19 protein-coding genes are annotated in these 15159 nt (G+C 65.1%); 11 read left to right on the forward strand and 8 right to left on the reverse strand.

Annotated elements, in window-relative coordinates; all coding sequences use genetic code 11:
- Positions 1–7 precede the first annotated feature (7 nt).
- Positions 8–1438, reverse strand: a complete 1431-nt coding sequence (locus FQS62_RS02105) for an XVIPCD domain-containing protein (RefSeq protein WP_208044061.1) — start codon at positions 1436–1438, stop codon at positions 8–10.
- Positions 1435–1932, reverse strand: coding sequence for a hypothetical protein (locus FQS62_RS02110; RefSeq protein WP_208044062.1), 498 nt, complete (start codon positions 1930–1932; stop codon positions 1435–1437). Before FQS62_RS02110 ends, FQS62_RS02105 begins: the two co-directional genes overlap by 4 nt.
- A gap of 427 nt (positions 1933–2359) precedes the next feature.
- On the opposite strand from FQS62_RS02110, the gene FQS62_RS02115 reads away from it, so the two are divergent.
- From FQS62_RS02115 to FQS62_RS02140, 6 genes are all read left to right on the forward strand, one after another.
- Entirely contained in the window at positions 2360–3286 is a 927-nt protein-coding gene (locus FQS62_RS02115; RefSeq protein WP_208044063.1) for an XVIPCD domain-containing protein, read from the forward strand.
- Positions 3283–3918, forward strand: a complete 636-nt coding sequence (locus tag FQS62_RS02120; protein WP_208044064.1) for a hypothetical protein — start codon at positions 3283–3285, stop codon at positions 3916–3918. Before FQS62_RS02115 ends, FQS62_RS02120 begins: the two co-directional genes overlap by 4 nt.
- A 2-nt stretch (positions 3919–3920) precedes the next feature.
- Positions 3921–4934: an XVIPCD domain-containing protein gene (locus tag FQS62_RS02125; RefSeq protein ID WP_188239192.1), complete on the forward strand. Its 1014-nt coding sequence runs from the start codon at positions 3921–3923 to the stop codon at positions 4932–4934.
- 185 nt (positions 4935–5119) lie between these two features.
- Positions 5120–6265 (forward strand): YncE family protein, encoded by a 1146-nt coding sequence (locus FQS62_RS02130; RefSeq protein WP_208044065.1) that lies wholly within the window; start codon positions 5120–5122, stop codon positions 6263–6265.
- A gap of 143 nt (positions 6266–6408) precedes the next feature.
- The gene (locus tag FQS62_RS02135; RefSeq protein ID WP_010484173.1) at positions 6409–6984 is read left to right on the forward strand and encodes a hypothetical protein; all 576 of its coding nucleotides are present in this window, start codon (positions 6409–6411) and stop codon (positions 6982–6984) included.
- Positions 6985–7019: 35 nt separating this feature from the next.
- A complete protein-coding gene (locus FQS62_RS02140; protein WP_208044066.1) occupies positions 7020–8090 on the forward strand; it encodes an XVIPCD domain-containing protein in 1071 nt (356 codons plus the stop codon).
- A gap of 62 nt (positions 8091–8152) precedes the next feature.
- On the opposite strand, the gene FQS62_RS02145 is transcribed toward FQS62_RS02140, so the two are convergent.
- Together FQS62_RS02145 and FQS62_RS02150 are read right to left on the reverse strand one after the other, a co-directional pair.
- Positions 8153–8569, reverse strand: a complete 417-nt coding sequence (locus FQS62_RS02145) for an XVIPCD domain-containing protein (RefSeq protein ID WP_010484171.1) — start codon at positions 8567–8569, stop codon at positions 8153–8155.
- Between the two features lie 76 nt (positions 8570–8645).
- Entirely contained in the window at positions 8646–9125 is a 480-nt protein-coding gene (locus tag FQS62_RS02150; protein ID WP_208044067.1) for a DUF4440 domain-containing protein, read from the reverse strand.
- Positions 9126–9345: 220 nt separating this feature from the next.
- On the opposite strand from FQS62_RS02150, the gene FQS62_RS02155 reads away from it, so the two are divergent.
- Together FQS62_RS02155 and FQS62_RS02160 are read left to right on the forward strand one after the other, a co-directional pair.
- Positions 9346–10158: an alpha/beta fold hydrolase gene (locus tag FQS62_RS02155; RefSeq protein ID WP_208044068.1), complete on the forward strand. Its 813-nt coding sequence runs from the start codon at positions 9346–9348 to the stop codon at positions 10156–10158.
- A gap of 9 nt (positions 10159–10167) precedes the next feature.
- Positions 10168–10341, forward strand: a complete 174-nt coding sequence (locus FQS62_RS02160) for a hypothetical protein (protein ID WP_005412082.1) — start codon at positions 10168–10170, stop codon at positions 10339–10341.
- Positions 10342–10426: 85 nt separating this feature from the next.
- On the opposite strand, the gene FQS62_RS02165 is transcribed toward FQS62_RS02160, so the two are convergent.
- Positions 10427–11107 (reverse strand): hypothetical protein, encoded by a 681-nt coding sequence (locus FQS62_RS02165; protein WP_049449325.1) that lies wholly within the window; start codon positions 11105–11107, stop codon positions 10427–10429.
- A 133-nt stretch (positions 11108–11240) separates the two neighbouring features.
- Between FQS62_RS02165 and FQS62_RS02170 the strand changes: the two genes are divergently transcribed.
- Positions 11241–11900, forward strand: a complete 660-nt coding sequence (locus FQS62_RS02170; protein WP_154348419.1) for a hypothetical protein — start codon at positions 11241–11243, stop codon at positions 11898–11900.
- Positions 11901–11970: 70 nt separating this feature from the next.
- The gene (locus FQS62_RS02175) at positions 11971–12939 is read left to right on the forward strand and encodes a polysaccharide deacetylase family protein (protein WP_154348420.1); all 969 of its coding nucleotides are present in this window, start codon (positions 11971–11973) and stop codon (positions 12937–12939) included.
- A 3-nt stretch (positions 12940–12942) separates the two neighbouring features.
- Here the strand turns inward: FQS62_RS02175 and FQS62_RS02180 are convergent, their stop codons facing one another.
- The 3 genes from FQS62_RS02180 to FQS62_RS02190 all read right to left on the reverse strand — a co-directional run bounded on the left by FQS62_RS02180 (position 12943) and on the right by FQS62_RS02190 (position 14722).
- Complete coding sequence (locus tag FQS62_RS02180) at positions 12943–13785, reverse strand: class I SAM-dependent methyltransferase (RefSeq protein ID WP_154348421.1); 843 nt, start codon at positions 13783–13785, stop codon at positions 12943–12945.
- A gap of 127 nt (positions 13786–13912) precedes the next feature.
- Positions 13913–14236 carry a hypothetical protein gene (locus FQS62_RS02185; RefSeq protein ID WP_059036103.1) on the reverse strand — a complete coding sequence of 108 codons (324 nt, stop codon included), beginning with the start codon at positions 14234–14236 and terminating at the stop codon, positions 13913–13915.
- 69 nt (positions 14237–14305) lie between these two features.
- Positions 14306–14722 (reverse strand): hypothetical protein, encoded by a 417-nt coding sequence (locus tag FQS62_RS02190; RefSeq protein WP_208044069.1) that lies wholly within the window; start codon positions 14720–14722, stop codon positions 14306–14308.
- Between the two features lie 90 nt (positions 14723–14812).
- Between FQS62_RS02190 and FQS62_RS02195 the strand changes: the two genes are divergently transcribed.
- The gene (locus FQS62_RS02195; RefSeq protein WP_208044070.1) at positions 14813–15097 is read left to right on the forward strand and encodes a hypothetical protein; all 285 of its coding nucleotides are present in this window, start codon (positions 14813–14815) and stop codon (positions 15095–15097) included.
- The last annotated feature ends 62 nt before the right edge of the window (positions 15098–15159 follow it).

The following is a 15159-nucleotide window of genomic DNA, read 5'->3' on the forward strand; positions in this document are numbered from 1 at the left end:
CAGTAGCCTACATCGACGGCGCCGAAACCCGCTGCTGTTGCTCCTGCGTGCGCTGCATGTCTGCCTGCTCGCGCGCCTGCCGGTGGCCGATTGCTTCCACTTGGTTCAGGCTCTCCTGCACTGGCCGTTGGGCGGCCTCTGCAGTCGCCATGTGAGTGCGAAGGGAGGCAGGGTCGGACATCGCACCCTGCACCACAAAGATGTTGTGTGCGGCCGGGGAGGCAACTGTCTGTCTGCTCAGAACCACATGGTCCGCGCGGGTAATTCCGGCATCCTTGGCCGCAGCCAGCAGGCTGGTAGACATGCGTTCACTGGCGTCATCGAAGGTTCGGCCGTTGGCCCTGTCCAGTGCTTCCACCTTGCCCCGAATCTGGTCCAGCAGCGCCTGATCTGCAGGACTGAGCGAGCGCATGGGCGAGGACTGCATATCTTCAACGCTCTGCGTCGGTGGCGAAATGGTGTGGGCGCTGCCGGTGTTCTTCAGCTCCACCCAGCCCAGTCCGTCCTTTCCGAAGTCGCCAACAGGCAGGATCTTTGTGCTGCCAAAGTCGAGGCCATTGCGCTCAAGCTGCTTCGGGTCGAGTCCAAGCTCATGCAGATCGATGCGGATTGCCGGGGGCTGGCGGCCTTCGGCCAGGAAGGCATGGCTCGTCCCGATCACTGATAACGGATAGGTGCCGTAGTAGTTGCGGTAGTCGGAATCGCCGTGCCGGCCCAGCGTGCCAGTGCCGTCGTAGAAGCACTGCTCGACGGCCTTGGTGAGCTGGACGCCGTCATTGTTGGGGCGCTTGGCAAGCGCATCATATGAAATGCCCTCCGCCAGGCTTCTGGTTGCGCCCTCTGCCCGAATGCATCGGGAGAGCGAGCGGGACGCAAGCATTGCCTCCAGTCCGTTGTCATCCAACGTTGGATTCAACGCTCTGAATCGGCTATCCAATGCCCGCAGGCCCGAGACCTCCGCCAGTGCCTCGTCCCGTCGTCCCTTGTCCAGAAGCGTGCGCACCGGCTCAGTCAGGTTCACCGAACCTGACCGGGAATCGTGTGAAGCGATCAGTTCCTCGCTGTAGGTCTGCTTGAAGTCCCTGAGCGCTGCGGCGCGCTCCTTGGCCAGGATGCCGTGCATGGTCTCGTGGCCCAGCACTTCGGTAAGTCGTTCCTCAAGCCGGGTGCCCGTTACGCTTTGGAAATTGGAGGCGCTGATGAAGATCGTTGGCGGGTTTCCATCCGACCCATCCTGGAAGTGGCCGCCATTGTGATGTCCGTAGGACACGGCAATCCGGCTGATCTGCCCGCTGGTGGCTGCGTTTGCCAGAAGGTGATTGAGGTAGGGGGAGCCAGCAATGCTGCGTCGGATCGCATCCTCGGCACCACTGGGAAGCTGTTTGTCTGCGCGCAGATCGGCCAACAGTGGCTCGACGCTGGATTCGATTCCCTTCATTTGTCTCCTCCTCCAAATTGGACCGCGTAGACGCAGGTTCTCGCGGTATCACCTTCATTGGAACGATAAGTCAACAAGCTGGTATCCATACCCTGCTTACTACCGGTGATGGGGCGCCGGTACTGCCTGATGCCCCCTCTCTGGAATGGCACTTCTCCTCCGGTCCTGTATCCGAGGGCTTCGAGCGCTCGTCCGGCACTTTCGGCTTCCCAGTAGCACACGCCATTCGGAGCATCCGTCACTGGCTGCTTGCCCAGCTGATAGAAGATCACCTCTTGGTTGGGGAACTCACGTACCGACTCAACCGACAGATAAGACGCCCCATAGTTATATCCGTCCGTCGTTGCCAGGTCCTTTGCGATGTGCCTGATGCTGACCTTTTCGTCTGGCACGAGCGAGACACCGATCGCCGTGCCGAACTTGTCCGGACTGATGTCCGCCCGTGACCTGAGCGAATCCGCATAGGCGAGAATCCGTTTCTGCAGCTCGGTCATGGAGATGCGGGCAGGGTGCGTATCTGTGGCAGCGGCACGTTCATTGAGGGCAGACGTATCCGGCGATCGCGCACATGCAGACGTCAGAGTAAGCATGGCCGATAGTCCGGAAATTGCGCCAGCGCGAGCAAGATGCGACATCACATGACGCGGAAGCAGTAGAGGCCGCCAAGCCGAGATCGCGGGAAGCGAGGCTAGCGCCCCTTGGATTGCGGTGCCCATCGGCAAGTCCCTTGCAGTGGAGAGGTCACTATACGGGGCAGACCCCGAGTGACTCTACCGGCGGGGTATTGATCGCCCACGTTTGCTGGCTGGTTCACACATTCAGCATGTCAGCCGTAGCCCTGGCTTTGTCCTCCACCTGTCCCCCATCCCACCTATGCCATCATCCGCCCAGGACCGCAGCACCCATCAAGGCTGAACAGGCATGGAGCAGGCAACACGCTACACCGCGACCCTTTTTCTGGCCGCCCCCGGCACCCCGCTGAAAAGTGGAGGCGTCTCGCCGTGCGGCCACATGTACCTGCAGGTGGCCGCAGGCGAGGAAGCCCACAGCTACGGCTTCGCACCACGGCGCCAGGCGCTGGGCGAAACCCGCACCCGCGTGCAGTACGCGCAGGTGCGCCACGACGATGCCGACGAGCATCTGGACCCGTACTACAGCCGCACCCTGGAAATCACCGAGGAGCACTACGGCTGCCTGCGTGATTTCGCCGAGGAACCGGCCGAGTTCGAATTCGATGTGGATCGCCCGGCCACCATCAACCGCTGCAGCGATTTCGTCTGGGCAGCGCTGCACTATGCCGGCCTGCATCCGCTGCCGGCGCCGCTGGACGGCGGCAGCAACCTGGGCGAGTTCGCGGTGCTGTTCAACCTGCCGGAAATCCAGTGCATTGCTGCGCCGTTCCCGGGCAGCGATCTGAATGCCGAAACCCACCACGCGATGCCCGAGCGCGAGGCCGAGCACCATCGGCAGGGCGACCGCGCCAGCGACGAGCCGCCGCCGACGCCGATTGAAGTCGCCGGCACGCTGCTGGACCCTTCTCATCCCGACCATCGTTTGTTCGCGCAACTGATCCAGAAAGTGGCCGAGCTGGACGCCGCACATGGCCGCCCGTTCGATGCGGCCAGCCAGCGTATCAGCGCCAGTCTGCTGGTGCTGGCCAAGCAGAACAATCTCTCGCGCGTGGACCACGTGCTGCTCAGCCAGCCAACGAAGAGCAGCCATGCGGCAGAGAGCATCTTCATCGTGCAGGGCGATCGTAATGACCCGGGGCACCGCCGCGCCAGCATCGCCACCGAAGTGGCGGCCAAGACCGATGTGGCCGATTCGCTGCGGTTGAAGGAGCAATGACGCGGTCACTGCGGCGGGGGCTGGTGGTACTGGCGGTGCTGGGCGCGCTGGCGGCATGCCGTGCGTCACCAGCGCCTGAGGTTGCGCCGTCCCTGCTGACGCGCGCACAGGCCGAGGCCCGCACGGTTGTGCCGCTCACGCGGGCCGTGCAGTTGCAGAAGGCCGGTCGGATTGCCGAGGTCACGTTTGATTTACCGGCGCCCCAGAAGCCGGCCATTCCGATCCTGAACATCGGGTTGCGGCTGCAGGATACCGATGCGCGACGGCTGCTGGATGCTTCGGAGAAGATCACGCTGGGACGGCTGCCAACGCGGCTGCGCCTGGAGCGTATTGATGGCGGTGCACCTGGTCCTGTGCAGCTCTGGCAGCGTACTCGCGATGGACGCGATTCTCAGAAAATCGGGGAGGATGGCGTGGTAACAGACCTGACGACGGGGAGCGTGGACATCAACAGCTTGGCCGAGGCCGGGTTGTACTCTGAAGAGGTGCTCTATCGCACGTTGCAGTTGGCGCAGGTCGGAGGCATTGCACCCGGGCGCTACGTTCTGCGGGTGGACCTTGTGGAGGATCGGCCCCGGCTGGAAGGCCTGAAAGCAGAACTGATCGTTGGCTACCAATCACTAGGAAAGTAGACATGCACAAGGACGATGCCGAACGCTACAGCGTAACCATTCATCTGGCGGCCCCCGGCACGCCGCGCTACGGCCGTGATGCTGAGGGAAACAGGTTTCTGCTGGAGCCATCGTTCGCGGGGCACATGTTCCTGTCGCTGCGCCGTTCGGGTGAACCCTTCCCGGAGAGCATGGGTTTCACCCACGCAGGCACCAAGGACGAGCCGAACAGGGGCAAAGTCGATGACATGGATGTGTTGGTCTACGACAAACCCCGCTTCGAGCGCACGATCGAGATCAGCAAGGAGCAGTACGACCGCATCCTCGAGTTCTCGGCAGACCCGAAGAAGCACGGCTTCGACATGGATTACGACTTCTTCTCCAACGCCTGCACCGATTTCGCTTGGGGTGCCCTGAACCACGCTGGGCTGCGCCCGGTCGGGCTGGCCGGGGAGATCACCAACTACGAGGGCGCTACCAGGGTCCTGGACAACATCCGCGCGGTCAACGCCATTCCGCAGCAGGTGAAGGGCAGCGAGCTGGACAAGGTGCAGTGGAACCCGATGCCGAAGCAGACCTTCCGCGAGTGGATGTTCACCGAGAACGGCGAGCAGTGGCGCGGCAACAGTACGCTCGCGGCAAGCGGCACGCCCGCAGACCCGGCGCACGACGATCATGCCCGCCTCAACCAGATCCACCAGCAGGTGGCCGACCTCGGCGCTTTCGGGGCGCGCAACGGCAATGTCAGTGCCAGCCTGCTCGCGCTGTCGAAGGAGCAGCAGTTCTCGCGCGTGGACGAGGTGGTGCTGGGCGAGCAGCGCGGTGATACCGCACCGAAGCTGTTCATCGTGCAGGGGGACCGCAGTGACCCGGCACACCAGCGCGCCAGCATGCCGGCGGAGGTGGCTGCGCAGGCACCGGTGGAGGCCTCGTTCGATCGGGTCGCGCAGTTGCAGCAGAATGAGCCGCAGCGAGACGCGCAGCGCCTGCAGGAGGAGCAGCAGCTTCAGCAGAGCCACGGCCCACGGATGGCATAGCGGCGGGCGCAGCATCGAGGTCGAGCGTTGGCCATGCCCGCGCCGGCGCACGCCACGCCCCCCACCTGCTACCATTCCCCCGCAACCCCAGCCAGCCCACCCAGCGCAGACAGATGCGGGGCGGGCCGTCGCAGTACGGCCCAGCGAGCCAGGACACCTTCCCGTGCCCATTCAAGGACGCTCGCATGTTCCGTAATCCTCTCTTCCGCTCGGCCGCGCTGGCCGTTGCCGTTTCGCTCAGCCTCGGCGTGCCCTCCGCATTCGCCGACAACGCACCCGCTGCCAGTGCTACCGCCGCCGTGCAGCGCCAGGCCGTGGCCAAGGGCCTGTACGAGCTGGCCTACAGCCCGAAGCAGAACGCCGTGTTCGTGGCCTCCTCCGGCGGTTTCGGCGATGACGCCGGCCCGGCCCAGGTGCTGCGCCTGAACCCGGCCACGCTGGCCGTGGAAACCCGCATCCCGCTGGAGCGCAAGGCGTTCGGCGTGGTGCTGGATGACGCCCACAACCGCCTGTACGTGGGCAACACCGTGGACCTGTCGGTGACCGTGATCGACACCGCGCAGAACAAGGCCGTGGGCACCATCCAGTTGATGGAGAAGAAGACCGGCAAGGACGGCAAGGCCGCCTACACCCACGACCTGCGCGAGCTGGTGGTCGACAGCGCGGCCAACCGCCTGTACGTGACCGGCCACAGCAGCCAGCCGGACGTGAGCAGCGTGCTGTTCGTGATCGATACCACCACGCTGAAGGTGATCAACACCATTGATGGCCTGGGCAATGCCAAGGCACCGGGCCTGGCGCTGGATGCGGCCAACAAGCGCGTCTACACCAGCAACCTGCTGGCCGATCTGGTGGTGGTGGGCACCGATTCGAACACGGTGGTGGCACAGCACAGGATCGCCGCCGAGCAGCCGATGAACATCGCGCTGGACCCGGCCGGCAAGCGCCTGTTTGTGACCGACCAGGGATCGGAATTCCTGCGTGGCTACCAGGCCAAGAGCAGCGGCCTGGTCAGCAAGCATCCGGGCCAGCGCGTGCTGGTGCTCGACCGCAGCACCGGCAAGGAACTGGCCAGCATCCCGACCGACGCCGGCCCGTTGGGTATCCTGCTGGATGCACCGCGCAAGCGCCTGTACGTGACCAATCGCGAAGCCGGTACGGTGACGGCCTACAACAGTGACAGCTACCAGAAGGTGGCCACCTACACGGTGCCGACCCACCCGAACAGCCTGGCGCTGGATGCGAAGAACAACGTGTTGTTCGTGAGCATCAAGAACGGCGAGAAGGATGACAAGGGCGCTGACGAGAGCGTGGCGCGGATTCAGTTGTAATGAGGTGACGCCGGGGCACGCCCGGCGGCGAGCCGCGTGAAGAAGGCAGGGTGAAGACCCTGCCTTTTTCATTGGCCGGTTGCGGCGCCAGCAGCCGGCGGCTAGGGTTGAACCTCATGGCAGGGAGCCAAAGGATCTGAATCATGCTGGGTATCCACCGCTGGCTGCGCGCCGGCCTGGTCTTCACGCTGGCGGGCGCACTCGGCGCCTGCAGCAGCCGCGTACCGGATGCGCCGGAGCCACTGGATCTGGTCAAGCCAATCATCGTTGCCGAGCCTGGCCAGGCGGTGCGGTTCGAGTTCGAGACGAATGCCCGCAACTTCAAGCCGGGTCGCACGTACGCGCTGGAGCTGGAGTTGCAGCGCCAAGGGACACGAAGGCCGGACGAGCCTGACGTGGGCACATCAAGGGTCCCGTTCGAGGTGACCCTGCAGCAATGGGGCACTGATGCCTGGAAGGATGTTCCCACCTACGACAGCTATCAGGCCGGGGTGCTCAATGCAGGTGAACAGCTTCCGGAATGGCATGCATCCAGCGAATGGCGGTATACGTCGCCGCACATGGGCAGTGACGGCCAATACACGCTGAGCCTGGTTGCTCTGCCACTGGAGCTTGATACCCGCTATCGCGTACAGGTTCGCACTGCGCAGGCCTCGCCGGAACTGCAGCATTACTCGGCTCAGTTGCGGGTACACGCAGCCCGGCCGCCAGGCAAGTAATCACTTACCATTGGAAGGAACGAAGGAATCACCTTATGGACAAGCCGCGCTATACCGTAGAGATCGTTATTGCTGCACCTGGCACACCGCTGATCGACCCCAGGACGCACAAGCCGGCCGTCGACGCTGAGGGTGTTCCGCAGACGTCCGCCCCAGGACATATGTTCTACGTCCTGCATGCACCCGGCGTGCCTGCGAAGAGCTATGGATTTGCTCCCAAGGAGCACGGAAGCATGAATGGTCCTGGCGCCATCATGGAGGATGACGCAACGGTCTATAGAGACCCGCGCTACACCCGTACCCTCGAGATCAGCGAAGATCAGTACGGGAAGCTCCAGCAGTTCGGCTCGGACCCGGAGAAATTTGGTTTCAGCAAGCACTATCAGGATGTTCGCCACAACTGCGTGGACTTCACTTGGGAAGCGCTGAATCACGCGGGCATCCAGCGGAAAAGCAGCATCGACGTGAACGCGTTGGGTGGTCCCGCCGGCCAGCTTCTTCCGGATGTTCGCATTCCTCTTGACATCAAGGGGGCAGGCAAGGATGCATTCCGACCGCTGCGCAACATCCACGGTGTGGATAGCATTGATCCGCCGTTTCCGGACAGCGAGCTCAACCAGAGGAAAACCAATCCCCTGCCGGAGCGCAGTCTCAAGCAACACATGCTGAGTGATGCCGAAGGCATGGGCGAACGAAGCGGTGATCTTCTGGCCCGGCACAGCAACGACCCGCTGCTCTCGCAGATCCACCAGGGCGTGGCCCGGCTCGATGCAGAGCGGGGCCGTGCCTTCGATGCCACCAGCGAGAACATCAGTGCCAGCCTGTACGCGCTGGCCAAGGCCAATGGCCTGACCCAGGTCGACCATGTGCTGTTGAGCGATCGCACCGCGCAGGCCGATGTGGCGCAGAGCATCTTCATCGTCCAAGGGGAGCGCAACGACCCGGCACAGTTGCGGGCCAGCATGCCAACGGCGGTGGCCGCGCAGACACCGGCAGAAATCTCCTTCGAGCGCGCTGAGCAGCTGTCGCAGTCTGGGCAGGCGCGTACGCAGGATGAGCTGCAGCAGCGCCAGGTGCAGGAGCAGTCCGGGCCGCGCATGGCCTAGGGCGGCAAGCGTACGGCGAGCCGACGTTCTCGCGGTGGGCCGCCGGTAACGCTGGAGGCGGCTCAGCCCAGGCGGTGTGCTGGGTTCTGCTGTTGTTCCTGCTCACGGGCCTGCTGTTCGGGCAGCTGCCCCATGGCCGGCTGCTGCGGGGCAATGCCGAGCTTCTGCATCGACTGCTCCACCGGCGTCTGCGCGGCCACCGCGGTCGGCATCATCGCCCGCAGGTGCGCCGGATTGGCCGGGTCGCCCTGTACCACGAAGATGTTGTGTCCCGCCGGCTGGTTGGCCGTGGCGTTGCTGACCAGCACGTGGTCGACCTGCTGCAGGCCCTGCTCGCGGGCCAGCACGGTCAGGCTGGCGGTCAGACGCTCGCTGGTCTGGTCGAACGGACGGCCATGCTGCGCGTCCAGAGCGGCCACGCCCTGGCGGATCTGCTGGTTGAGGCCGTACTCGGGATGGTTGGGGGTGATCTCTGCCATGGGTCGATCTGCAGCGGTAGGTCGTGATGGACCTGGGCAGTATAGAACCGGCTCGTGAACCACCGCATCGCGGCGATCAGTCCGCCGGCCGATGGTCGTAGCTGATCGCCCGCTCGGCCAGCCAGCGCCCGTCCACGCGGCGCCAGACCTGGATGAAGCGGGCCTGGCCGGTCCAGCGCTCGACACCCTTTGCATCGCGCTCGTGGAAGCGGTGGTCGCCGATCTCCAGGGCGCGATCGTCGTGCAGCGGAAACACCTGCAGCGAGCTTTCCACCAACTCGCGGCGCAGGTGGGTGCGGTTGGCGCGGGTGCTCTCGCACAGGGCGGCCACGCTGCGGCGGAAGTCGTCACGCTTGCTGGCGGACTTGCCCGCCTTGTCATGGAAGAACTCCATGTCTTCAGTGGTCATGGTCGCGGCCTTGTCGGCATCGCAGTCGTCGAACGCGGCGGCGAACAGCTGCGCGTCGGCCTGGTGGATCTGCTCGCGCAGGTCATCGGAGGGCGCGGGTGCGGCGGCGAGGCCGGCGGCCAGCAGGGGCAGGGTGAGCAGCAGCATGGCGAGGCTCCAGGGCGGGATTCATGCAGGCTCGCACGGTGCTCCGAGGGCCGCAGCCGCGCTGCGACGAAACGGGATTTCCAGGGAGTGAATGCCCGCATCTATGGATTGGCCGGGGGCGTCCCTTGTGCAGGCGGTGTCATGGCGGCCGGCGATTCCATCACGGTCGCGATAGGGGCCGGCCCATAGTCTGAAATCCTCCCCTTCCACAGGAGCTTCCATGCCTGCTTCCCGCATCCGCCTGCACGTTGAAGACACTGGTGGCGATGGCCGCCCGGTCATTCTGATTCACGGTTGGCCGCTGTCCGCCGATGCCTGGAAGACGCAGGTGTCGATCCTGCGCGACGCGCAGCACCGGGTGATCAGCTACGACCGGCGTGGCTTCGGCCGTTCTGACAAGCCGGCAGAAGGTTACGACTACGACACGCTGGCGGCGGATCTGGCCGGGGTGATCGAGGAACGTGACCTGCGCGACGTCACCCTGGTCGGCTTCTCGATGGGCGGCGGTGAGGTGGCGCGCTATGTGGCCAATCACGGGCAGGAGCGCCTGCATAGCGTGGTGTTTGCTGCGGCGGTGCCGCCGTTCCTGCTGCGCAGTGACGACAATCCGGAAGGTCCGCTCACCCAGGAGAAGGCCGATGAAATGCGCAGCGGTCTGGAGAAGGACCGCGAAGCCTTCTTCGATGGCTTCACCCGCGATTTCTTCAGTGCCAATGGCCAGCTGATGGTGACTGAAGAGACGCGTCAGGCGGCCATCGCGCTGTGCCACCAATCCGACCAGAACGCAGCGCTGGGGTGCATGAAGGCGTTCGCCACCACCGACTTCCGCGAAGACCTTAAGAAGATCACGGTGCCAACCTTGATCCTGCACGGTGACAGTGACGCCATCGTGCCGTTTGAAGGCTCGGGCCAGCGCACGCACCAGGCCATTCCGGGCAGCGAAGTGGTGATCCTTGAAGGCGCGCCGCACGGCTGCAATACCAGCCATGCGGATCGCTTCAATCTGGCGCTGCTGAACTTCCTGAAGCGGTAAGCTGCGGCCATGCGCCAGACCAAGACACCCCCGTGGAAGAAGCCCAATCCCAAGGGCCAGACCTCGCAGCCGCTGTCGCCTGCACAGAAAGAGGCGGCGCGGCAGCGGGCGGAAGAGAATGGCCGGCGTTATCCGAATCTGGTGGACAACATGTGGGCCGCGAAGCTGCCGCGCGGATCCTGATCGGTAGAGCCGAGCCATGCTCGGCTTGCGCGCGCAGCGCGTGCCTTTGCTCGGCGGGCAACAGCAGCCGAGCGTAGGCTCGGCTCTACCGGTCGGCCACCGGCGTCCAACCCGATTCCGCCCACGGCGCAATCGTCATCTGTCGAACCGTGACCGCCTCCGTCGGCAGCCCCGCCAAGCGTGCAAGCTCTGCACGCAGCAGCGCGGAATCCACCGGCACGGCCGTAGCCACCTGCAGCCGATCACCCTGATGCCTCACCTGTACCGGTAGCGTGGCGTGCGCGTCATGCTGGCCGCCGGTGCGCCCGATCGGGTAGCGCATTGCTACCGGCCGTGACAGCTGGGTAAGCGCTGGCTGCCACGCCTGCAGCACGAGGGGCTGCCCGGCAGCGGGAACATGTACTTCAGCAATCGTGGCCGGGTAGCCGGTGAGGCTCTCGACCATCACCTGGAAGCGCGCGCCATCCGGCATGACCAGCACGGCGGCAATCAACGCAGAGAACGAAACGAACACCGCGGCGAGGTTCCAGCTGCGCGGCGCGGTGGCCGGGCGCGTTGCGGTGCGCAGGCCCGGTCTGCGCCGCAGCTTGCGTGCGTAGATGCGCCGGTCCTTCCTGCGCGGGCTGCTGCTGTGCTCGGGCAGGTTCAAGGGAACGCGTGGAAGGCGCGCCACGCGGGCCTTGATCAGACGCGACAGCAGCACCCACGCGATCACGAACGCCAGCAGCGGAAGCAGCGTTCGCACCCACAGATACAGCGTGACCATCCACAACACCTCTACATACGACCATCCATGCTCATCCACATCCTACCGGGACCACGCGGCGGTTGTCGTATCCGCCAGCCGACAATCACAGGGCGCTTGGTTAGGATGGTCCTTTGTTGTCACGGATGAACCGATGGTCTCTGCTGCTGCCCGCTTCTGTCGCATCTGTGGTCCCGGCCCGATCCTGCTGGCACTGCAGGTGGTGGCGCTGCTGGCGGTAGCCCTTGCAGCCGGCTTCTTCCACTACCGCGTGGGGCTGCTGCTGGAGCCGGTGGATGACGCATGCGGTGGGCCCGATCCGGTCGCGCGCATGCAGGTGGCCGAACAGCTGCTGGCGCGGTCCGCTGCGCTTGCACCGTGGCAACCGTTGCAGTGGATTCCGATGGCGGGCGTGGTACTGGCGCTGCTGGGCGCGATGTCGATCAGCGTCTACCGGCTGGGCCGCGTGTCGGAACGCCTGCGACGCGCCAACTGGGGGGTGATGGCGCTGCATGCCGCGATCCTGGCGCTGGCCCTCAGGGCCTTGCACCTGTACGACATGGCATGGACCAGCGTGGCCAAACTGTCCCCAGCGGCGTGCCTGGTGGAACTGGGCGAGCAGGGCCGGCTGCCGCTGGCACAGGCGCAGGAGGTGGTGTTTGGCATCCTCACCCGCGAGCACGCGCCGCTACTGCGCAATCCCGATGACCTTGCCTTGGTGCTGGTCGCGTTGATGGTGATGGCGATGGCTGCGGGATTCATGCTGTGGCGGGCGATCGTGCGCGAACGTCAGGTGCAGTCGCCCAGCCCATAGCGGGCGTGTGACCGGCCACGCGCCCCCAATCGCGCTAAAGTCAGCACTTCGCTCCTGCAAGGATGTGCTGATGCGTTGGTTGCTGCGTGCTTTGCCATTGCTGCTGTGTTCGTTGGCGGTGCACGCCGCTGAAGTGGATCGTCGGATCGCGATGACCATCGACGACCTGCCTTGGGCGCGGGTGGACGAGATCGTTCCGCCGGACCTGCAGTCGCGGCATGAAGCGCTGATGGCGCAGCTGCACCAGGCGGGTGTGCCGGTGGTCGGCTTCGTCAACGGGAACAAGCTTGAGATCGACGGGCAGGTGCAGCCGGCGCGGGTGAAGATGCTGCGCGACTGGCTGGACGCCGGTTATGTGCTGGGCAACCACACCTACTCGCACATGGATCTGAACGCCAAGGGCGTGCCTGCGTTCCAGCAGGATTTCCTGCGTGGCGAGACGGTGCTGCGGCCGCTGCTGGCCGAGCGCGGACTGAAACCGCAGTGGATGCGTCACCCCTATCTGCGTGCCGGGCGCACGCCGGAAGAACGCGCGGAGATGGACGTGTTCTTCAAGCAGCATGGCTACCGCGTGGCGCCGGTGACGGTCGACAACGGCGAGTGGGTGTGGGCATTCGCTTATGCCAACGTGATGAACGAGCAGCCCGATTCCCCGGCGCGCGAGGCGACGCTGGCACAGCTGCGCAAGGGCTATGTGCCGTACATGCTGAACAAGCTGGACTACTACGAGAAGCAGTCGCTGGCGCTGCTGGGCCATGCGCTGCCGCAGGTCTGGCTGATGCACGCGAACGAACTCAATGCAGCCACATTTGCCGAACTGGTGGCGGCGACCAAGCGCCGCGGTTATCGCTTCATTTCATTGGATGAGGCGATGCGTGACCCGGCCTATGCACGCGGGGCCGAAGGCTACAGTGGCCGCTACGGCCCGAGCTGGCTGCACCGCTGGGCGATGGCGGAGAAGAAACCGAAGGACTTCTACGCCGGTGAACCTGAGGTGCCTTCGTGGGTGATGAAGCTGGCCAAGGTGGATTCGGAATGAAGCTCAGCGCCTGACGGCCAGCACGCCGTCAAGCGCCAGTTCGGCCTTGAACCCCGCCTTTTCCAGGCGCTTGGCCACTTCACGCGGCACGTCGCGGCCGCTGGTCAGCTTGTTCGGCGCACCGGTGTAGTGGAACAGGCGCCCGCCCTTGCGGATGACGCGGGCGAGGTGGTCGTAGAACACCTGTGAATACAGTTCGCCGGCGATGCCGAAGCGCGGCGGGTCGTGCAGGATGGCGTCGACGCTGTTGCTGGCCACCTGTTCGATCTGCTGCGAGACGTCGCCGTGGCGGAACTGCAGGCGGCCACCGGCCGCGGCCGAGTCCGGATCCGGCGACCACGGGTTGAGCGTGCGCAGCCACATCACGTCGGCGTTCTTCTCGAACGAGCGGATCTGGCCGACACCGGCCTCCAGCGCGCAGGCGGAGAAGTAGCCCAGGCCACCGCAGGTATCGAGGATGACCTTGCCGGCTGGGGCGACCAGCTCGACCTTGCGGCGCGCGTCCTCGAACGGTGACAGTTTGGAGGTCGGCAGCATCTTGATGCCGTCGATCTCGAAGGTCGGTGCGCCCCATTCGGTCGGCACCAGTTTGATCAGCGAACCGCTGTAACGCGAGATCGGTGCGAAGTCCTCGCCGTCCCAGTAGTACAGCGTGCGGTCCTTCAGCTTGCCCGGCCACGGGTAGGGCTGGCCACGGAAGTGGAAGCCGTCGGCATCCAGCGCCACGCTGTCCTCGCTGCGACCGAGGTCGAGCGAGCCCTGCCATTCGGCAGCGCCCTTGTCATGGGCACGGCGCAGGGTGTCAGCGCTGTCGCGGGTCAGCAGGGGGCCGGTGTAATGGGGCACGGCGGGTACCGGGGCGGTTCGGGGGAGGGCATGGTACCGCAGCTGTTGCCGGGGCCACGTGTGGCTGCTGCAGTAGATCCACGCCATGCGTGGATGTAGACGGGAGGAGCCGAGCGTGGGCTCGGCGCTACCGCTGGCTGGTGCAGCTGAAGCCGTGCGTGGCTCCTTCTCCTGAAATCATGTTGACGCCACGCGAGGGCTGCATGCCCTGCAGCGCGCACGACCGACGATGGACGTCCTGGGTTTCCGGTGGCTGCCGATCAAAGTCGTAGCGCAGGCTGCCGTCTTCCTGCAGCAGCCAATGCACGGTAACGCGCTCGTGGCGACCATCACCGAGATCCCAGTCCAGGGTGCGCATGATCAGGGTCTGGCCATCGGGCAGCTGCCGGACTTCGTCATAGGCACCCTGGGTCTTCGGCGCGCTTACCGCAAGCAGCAGAAACAGCAGCATTGGCATCGCTCCTCAAAGAAGACAGGATGCGCCCATAGTGCCCTGAGCCGCCATCAGAATCATTGCGTCTTACGGGCACTTCACCGCATACACCGGCCCAGCACCGATCAGCATCAACGCCATGTAGTCACTATCACTGGCCTTGCCCTTCAACGTCGCGTCCTTGTTGAAGTGGAAGATGCCGAAGCCACCAGCCATGCGGATCAACGCGCTGTCGATCTGCTCGGCGTCATCGCGGAAGTAGCGGCTGATCTCGCTGCGGGTGGCCTTGTGCAGGGCATTCGGCTCGCGCTGCCACTGGTCGCCGCGGCTGAAGGAGACGAAGTACTGGACGCCTTCCCTGTCGATGCGGAAGTCGGCCGGTTTGCGCGCGCCGGTGGCGAAGCAGCCCTGCAACGGATCGGCGCTGAAAGGAAGCCCGGCATCGCCACTGCAGGCGGTGAGCAGCAGGACGGCACCGGGCAGCAGCAGGCGGAGCGTGCGCATGGGATGTCCCGACGGGGCAGGTGCGGCTAGTGTAGGCAGCACACGGGCGTGGTCCGTACAGAAATTCGGCAAGGACACAGGGGTTTTCGGATGGCGCAGGGCAAGGCACCGTGGTGCGGCATGGCCAGTTGGCTGGGGATCGTGGTGGGCTGGGGCGCGGGCAGCCTCGCTGCGCAGGCGGCGGTGGCCGCAGGCGGCAATGGCATGGCTGCGGGATTGGGCGTGGGCGTGCTGGGCGCGGCACTGGTGGGCTGCGGCCTGGCGGTGGCTTCGCGCGTGCGCGGCGAGCGCTGGCCGTGGATCGGCATCGGTGGTGCGGTGCTGAGCGCGCTGCCGCTGCTGATGTACCTGCTGCGGATGATGCTGAAGCTCTGACTGTAGAGCCGAGCCACGCTCGGCTGATGCCGGCGGCAGCCGAGCATGGCTCGGCTCTACAA

Origin of the sequence: Stenotrophomonas sp. SBJS02 (assembly GCF_020428325.2) — a bacterium.
Taxonomy (GTDB): Bacteria; Pseudomonadota; Gammaproteobacteria; order Xanthomonadales; family Xanthomonadaceae; genus Stenotrophomonas; species Stenotrophomonas africana.